The organism is Roseobacter sp., assembly GCF_024639605.1.
Lineage (GTDB): Bacteria > Pseudomonadota > Alphaproteobacteria > Rhodobacterales > Rhodobacteraceae > Roseobacter.
Window position 1 is genome coordinate 1 of sequence record NZ_JAHEHZ010000091.1, and the last position, 6362, is coordinate 6362.

Here is a 6362-nt window from a genome sequence, read left to right on the forward strand (position 1 = left end):
CGGGGCGGGTGACCTGCGTGGACAAGGCCAATGTGTTCCGGGCCTTTGCCTTTTTCCGCGCGCTCTTTGATGCGGAAGCGGCGAAACACCCTGACCTCGCGGCTGATCACGCATATGTTGATGCGACAGCGCTCTGGTTTGTGCTGAAACCCTGGGATTTCGACGTACTCGTCACTGAAAACATGTTTGGTGACATCCTGTCTGATCTCGGCGCGGGGCTGATGGGGGGGCTGGGAGTGGCACCCTCCGCCGATATCGGGTCTGATCACGCGGTTTTTCAGCCCTGTCACGGGTCCGCTCCTGATATCGCCGGTCAGGGGCGCGCCAACCCGATGGCGATGATTCTTTCAGCAGCGATGATGCTGGACTGGCTCGGGCTCAGATATGAGAACCCGGCACTTGTCGCGGACGGGACGCGGTTGCGTGAGGCGGTTGAGGCCGTCATCCGGCGGGGTGAGGTTCTGACCTGCGATCTGGGCGGCACCGCCGGCACCGAAGAGGCGGCGTCGGCTGTTTTACAGGAGCTTGGCCTGTGACAGCCCGAACCGTCCGCGTGGCCTGCCTGGGGGCGGGATATTTCAGCCAGTTTCACTATGACGCCTGGGCGCGCATGGACGGGGTGCACCTGGTCGGCGCTGCGGACCTGAATATCGAAGCGGCCAGAGCAACCGGCCTGCCGGCTTTTGCGTCTCTGGAAGAGTTGCTGGACGCCACCAGCCCGGACCTGCTGGACATAATTCTGCCGCCCGTTGCGCACGCAGCTGCCGTGCGCGCAGCACTCGGGGCGGGGGTCCGGACCATCATCTCGCAAAAGCCGTTCTGCCGCGATCTGGCGGAAGCTGAAACCGTTACCGCCGAGGCCGAAGCTGCCGGGGCGTTGTTGGTGGTGCACGAAAATTTCCGGTTTATGCCGTGGTATCGCGTGATCCGTGATGAGATCGCCGCAGGGCGTATCGGCACGCCGCTGCAGGCGACATTCCGGCTCAGACCCGGGGACGGGCAGGGGCCTGAGGCCTATCTCGACCGCCAGCCCTATTTTCAGAAAATGCCGCAGTTTCTGGTGCATGAAACCGGCGTTCACTGGATTGATACCTTCCGTTTTCTTTTCGGAAACCCGCACGCGGTCTATGCTGATCTGCGCAGGATCAATCCGGTCATCGCGGGCGAGGATGCGGGCTATGTGCTCTTTGATCACCCGAACGGGGTGCGGACGATCCTTGACGGAAACCGGCTGGCGGATCACGCCGCCGACAACCTGCGCCGTACGATGGGCGAGGGACTCTTTGAAGGCACCGATGGTACGCTTGCCCTCTACGGAGACGGCAGAGTGACGTTCCGCGCATTCGGTATGACCGTTGAAGAGACGGTTTCACCTGTCGATCCCTGGGACGGTTTTGGCGGCGACTGCGTGCGGTTTCTTCAGCAGCACGTCATTGACGCACTGTGCGCCGGTACACCCCCGGAAAACACGGCGCGGGATTATCTCACCGTCCTGCGTGTGCGTGACGCGATCTATCGCTCCGCTGAAACCCAGAGAAAGATCGCGCTGTGATATTTGGCTCCTCAGGAGATTTCCGCGAAAAGTCCAACAGCTACCGGGCGGTGGGCGAATTGCGGCGTCTGATTTTTTCCGGCGAACTCGCACCCGGATCGGATCATCTTGAAACGGAACTTGCTGACCGTCTCGGCATGTCGCGCACCCCTGTCCGCGAAGCGGCACTGATGCTCGAAGGACAGGGCCTGGTGGAAGTGCGCCCGCGCCGCGGCATCCGCATCCTGCCGGTATCAGTCAGCGATATGTGCGAGATTTATGATATTCTGACGGAGCTTGAAGCGCTTGCGGCCCGGGATGCCGCGGCACGCGGATATGGCGCGGAGGATCTGCTGGGCCTCGAAAAAAGCATCCGCGATATGGCCCGGGCGCTGGAAGCAGAGGACCGCGAGGCCTGGGCCGCCGCGGATGATGAGTTTCACCGCGAGCTTGTCCGGCTGGGGGGCAACCGGCGTATCGGTGCCATCCAGGCGATGATGGCCGACCAGGTGCGGCGCGCCCGCGCGATGACCCTCTATATCCGGCCGGTGCCGGTCAAATCGCGCGACGATCACGAAGCCGTTCTGGCGGCGATCCGCGCCGGTGACGCCGAAACGGCCGGCCGGGTCCATCACGCGCACCGTACCCATGCACGTGACATGCTGATCGGTCTGTTGCGCCGGCACCATCTGCACCAGCTTTAGGCACTGACGTCCGTTTGCGGGGCTGTCGTTTGCGCCACAGACATGACAGGATGCCCTGACAACCGCAAAAAGAGACACCCGTTGATGAGTGCCGAGACCCGCCTGCGTGAAACGATCTGCCTGCTGGCAAAGTCGATGTTTGACCGGGGGCTGACCGGCGGGAGCACCGGCAATATCTCTGCGCGTACGGAGGATGGCGGTCTGCTGGTCTCGCCTACAGGGACCAGTTTCGGCCGGCTCGATCCGGCGCGCCTCAGCCGTTTTGACACCCACGGCAGGCTGACAGACGGTGATCCGCCGACCAAAGAGATGCCGCTGCACAGCGCCTTTTATGATACCCGCAGCAGCGCGGGCGCTGTCGTGCATCTGCATGCCTGTCATTCGGTGGCGTGGTCAATGATGCCCGGGGTGGATGCGGATAATTTCCTGCCGCCGCTTACCCCTTATGCGATTATGAAGCTGGGCAAAGTGAAGCTGCTGCCGTTTTATCTGCCGGGCGATCCGGCGATGGGCGAGGCGGTTCGCGGGCTGGCCGGAAAGCGCTCGGCGGTGATGCTGGCCAATCACGGACCGGTGGTCGCGGGTAAAGATGCCGAGGCTGCCTGCAATGCCATTGAAGAGCTTGAGGATACCGCGCGGCTGGCAATCCTGATGCGCGGGTACGACGCGCAGATGCTGACACCGGAGCAGGTGAGCAATCTGGTGACCCGGTTTGATGTGGAATGGGATACATGACGAAGTTTTCTGCGAACTTAGGTTTCCTGTGGAATGACCGGCCTTTGCCCGATGCGATCCGGGCGGCCGGTGCTGCGGGTTTCGACGCTGTTGAATGTCACTGGCCCTATGCATTCGATTCCGCCGGTGTTGCCGAGGCACTGGGGGAAACCGGCTTGCAGATGCTCGGGATCAACACGGTGCGCGGCGATGTGGCAGCCGGTGAAAACGGGCTTTCAGCGCTGCCGGGCCGTCAGGATGAAGCACGCGCGGCGATTGATCAGGCGGTGGCCTATGCCGTGGCGATCGATGCCGGTGCGATCCATGTCATGGCCGGCTTCGCGACCGGACCCGAAGCGGAGGCGGTCTTTGTAGGGGCGCTTGAATATGCCTGTGCTGCGGCTGCGCCGCATGGCATCACGATCCTGATCGAACCGCTCAACCCCTATGACGCGCCGGGGTATTTTCTGGCGTCGACCGGCCAGGCCCGGTCATTGATCCGGAAAACCGGTGCCGCAAATCTGAAGCTGATGTTTGACTGCTATCATATTCAGCTGATCGAGGGTGATCTGAGCCACCGGCTGAGCAGCCTTTTGCCGCTCATAGGTCATGTGCAATTCGCTTCGGTTCCTGACCGGGGAACGCCGGATCGCGGAGAGGTGAATTATCATCATATCTTCGAGCATCTTGCGGCCCTGGGATATGACGCGCCCTTAGGCGCAGAATATAAGTCAACGGCACCCACTGACAGCACGCTTGGCTGGATGAAGCGCTTCGCAGGCTGAGTGCTGCTCAGACCACCACAGGTCCGGTCAGATTGCGCAGGGTACGCACGGCACTCATGGCTGTCAGGGCCGAGGTGCGCGGGTTCGTGGCCAGCGGCCTGCCGCCTGTGGTAAAGGTAAAATCAAGCAGCGGACCACTCGCTTTGATTTCATGGGTGTTGCCGTGTGCAGCAGGATCGGCCACCAGCGATACTTTCGTGTCGTCAAATCCGGTCCCTGCCAGTGCCACGGTTGCCACAACATTTGCGTTCTTCGGGTACTGCCGTGCCGCCTCGCGGGCTGTGCCGGTAAACAGCACAGTGGGTTCGGTAATGCCCGCCAGATCAAACTGCTCTTCGGCGGGTGATCCGGCCCAGGCCATGGGTGGCTTGCGCCCGGTATAGGTAACCATCGTAAGATTTTCCCGACCCGCTGCCGCAATGGCGTCCGTGCCGCCGATCGCACCGGGCAGAACGACCAGTTGCGCGCCACTGCCGGCAGCGGCTTTGCGCAGTGCCCGGTGCAGCTCCTCATCCGCAAGCACACCTGCCGAGACAATGCCAAGCGATATGCCGCGCGCGAGAATTCCGGCGCCATAGGCGCGCACCGCCTCGTGCCCTGCACATTCCAGCACAAAACGGGTGTCCGGGTGCAGCGCGTCCACGGAGCTGATCACTCCGATATCATCGCCTGTCTCCTGCCGGATTGCAGCGCAGCGGGTATCCCGGACGAGGACCTGGCGGATCAGCGGCCCGGCATCCGTGCGCAGCTCTGCATGTACTGCGCGTGCGATTGCGCCATAGCCGATCAGAGCGATTGTCATGCCTGTCCCTTTCCGTGGATGTCCCCGGGAATGGTCCCGGACAGCGGGTGACCGAAACCTGACACCGGTTCCTCCAATTTGCGAGCGTCTTTTTCGGGTATGTTTATGCGGGTCCCCGGGGGGGCTGCGCTAACTCTCCGGGCCGAAGAACCGAACCGCACGCACCGCGATGTCAGCGTGAAACGCACGGCCGACTGCCAGTATTCCGATACGCCTGATCTCCGCGGGGTGGAACGGCGCGTCCGTTTTGTGAGGCTCAAACGCATCAAACCCGATGCGCAGGGTCTGCCATTCCGGCGTCGCAGTAAAGGTTGTGCGAAAAGACTGCCATGGCCGTGTTAGCCGGTCGGTGCGCAGACGGATCTCATACTCCTCGTCATTGCCCCGGACACCGACCTCAATCCCCCGCAGGTCCTGTCCGGTAACAGCGGCACGGTTAATGTCCGTGGCCATCTGCAGAAATCCGCCGTTGTTATCGAGTGAGACATCGCCGGTGAGACGGGCAACCGCGATGTCGTTACCGACACTGCGCGTGAGCGCGCCTTGCGAGACACCGCCCATCACGCTATCGGTTACAAGTTCCCATTCAGAGGCGGGGGGAATGGCTTCGTGCTGCGGTGTTGTCATGCTTTCTGTGTCTCCGTGAGGGTACGCCTCAGGTGATCTGTCACCGCAGCCCGCAGGCGAATCCACGCGATGAAGGTTCACCGTCCTATTCAGTGTCCGCGCCATAAGATGGACCGCCGGGTCGGAATTCCCACCGATAAACGCCTGAATACGTGCTCTGGCTGCCTTAATTATGAGCAACTGCCGGTAAACAGCCACTCAAACAGGCAGCGCCCCGGTTAATAAAGGGTTAGCAGGCGAGAGTTCCGCGACCCGGCCCCGCGACGGAGGCAGAGTATTACGTGCCTGAAAGGGCTGAATGTCACGCGAAGGGCGATCCTGGCAGATACTTCCCCTCGCGCGACGGCAACATCACTGCTGCGGGTCGTATCTACACTCTTTGAACCTCTGGCGAAAGCATCAGCTTAAACGTCATGCGGACCGCAAATAACCGGGGACCACTGAAATGGCTCAAAAACTGAAAACAACATCCTGTGCTGCTGCGGCACTTTTTGCCTCTGCGGCAATTGCCGGCGCTGAATGCGCAGATCCTGTGAAAGTCGGGGTTCTGCACTCGCTGTCGGGTACAATGGCGATCTCTGAAACAACGCTCAAAGACACAATGCTGATGCTGATCGAAAAGCAGAACGAAGCAGGTGGAGTGCTGGGCTGTCAGATCGAGGCCGTGGTTGTCGATCCTGCGTCCGACTGGCCGCTGTTTGCTGAAAAGGCGCGCGAACTGCTGACCGTGCATGAGGTAGATGTGATCTTTGGCAACTGGACGTCGGTCTCGCGCAAATCTGTGCTGCCGGTGATCGAAGAACTGAACGGTCTGCTCTTCTATCCGGTGCAGTACGAGGGTGAAGAGAGCTCCAAGAACGTCTTTTACACCGGTGCGGCACCCAACCAGCAGGCGATCCCTGCCGTGGATTACTTCCTCGAAGAACTTGGTGTCGAAAAATTCGCGCTGCTGGGAACCGATTACGTGTACCCGCGCACCACGAACAATATTCTTGAGCAGTATCTTCAGGATAATGGCATCGCCGCTGACGATATCTTTGTGAACTACACGCCTTTCGGTCATTCCGACTGGGCCACGATTGTGGCTGATGTCGTGGCTCTCGGTGAGGACGGCAAGCAGGTCGGCGTGATCTCCACGATCAACGGCGATGCGAACATCGGCTTTTACAAGGAGCTGGCAGCCGCCGGCGTTTCAGCGG

Annotated in this window: 8 protein-coding genes; 6 read left to right on the plus strand and 2 right to left on the minus strand. The window is 61.1% G+C overall.

The window, feature by feature from the left end; translation table 11 throughout:
• The 5 genes from Q0M35_RS12370 to Q0M35_RS12390 all read left to right on the plus strand — a co-directional run.
• The coding region (locus Q0M35_RS12370; protein ID WP_295315690.1) for an isocitrate/isopropylmalate family dehydrogenase at positions 1-536 on the plus strand (536 nt) is incomplete at its 5' end.
• Positions 533-1552, plus strand: coding sequence for a Gfo/Idh/MocA family oxidoreductase (locus tag Q0M35_RS12375; RefSeq protein WP_295315692.1), 1020 nt, complete (start codon positions 533-535; stop codon positions 1550-1552). The genes Q0M35_RS12370 and Q0M35_RS12375, both read left to right, overlap by 4 nt.
• Positions 1549-2235 carry a GntR family transcriptional regulator gene (locus tag Q0M35_RS12380; protein WP_295315694.1) on the plus strand — a complete coding sequence of 229 codons (687 nt, stop codon included), beginning with the start codon at positions 1549-1551 and terminating at the stop codon, positions 2233-2235. The genes Q0M35_RS12375 and Q0M35_RS12380 overlap by 4 nt, the downstream gene beginning before the upstream one ends.
• Before the next feature lie 84 nt (positions 2236-2319).
• Positions 2320-2970 carry an aldolase gene (locus Q0M35_RS12385; RefSeq protein WP_295315696.1) on the plus strand — a complete coding sequence of 217 codons (651 nt, stop codon included), beginning with the start codon at positions 2320-2322 and terminating at the stop codon, positions 2968-2970.
• Positions 2967-3734 carry a TIM barrel protein gene (locus Q0M35_RS12390; protein ID WP_295315723.1) on the plus strand — a complete coding sequence of 256 codons (768 nt, stop codon included), beginning with the start codon at positions 2967-2969 and terminating at the stop codon, positions 3732-3734. Before Q0M35_RS12385 ends, Q0M35_RS12390 begins: the two co-directional genes overlap by 4 nt.
• Positions 3735-3741: 7 nt before the next feature.
• On the opposite strand, the gene Q0M35_RS12395 is transcribed toward Q0M35_RS12390, so the two are convergent.
• A complete protein-coding gene (locus Q0M35_RS12395) occupies positions 3742-4536 on the minus strand; it encodes an aspartate dehydrogenase (protein ID WP_295315725.1) in 795 nt (264 codons plus the stop codon).
• Positions 4537-4665: 129 nt separating this feature from the next.
• Positions 4666-5163 carry a CIA30 family protein gene (locus Q0M35_RS12400; RefSeq protein ID WP_295315727.1) on the minus strand — a complete coding sequence of 166 codons (498 nt, stop codon included), beginning with the start codon at positions 5161-5163 and terminating at the stop codon, positions 4666-4668.
• Between the two features lie 445 nt (positions 5164-5608).
• Here Q0M35_RS12400 and Q0M35_RS12405 point away from each other — a divergent pair.
• Positions 5609-6362: transporter substrate-binding protein (locus tag Q0M35_RS12405; protein ID WP_295315729.1), on the plus strand; the 754-nt coding region annotated here is incomplete at its 3' end.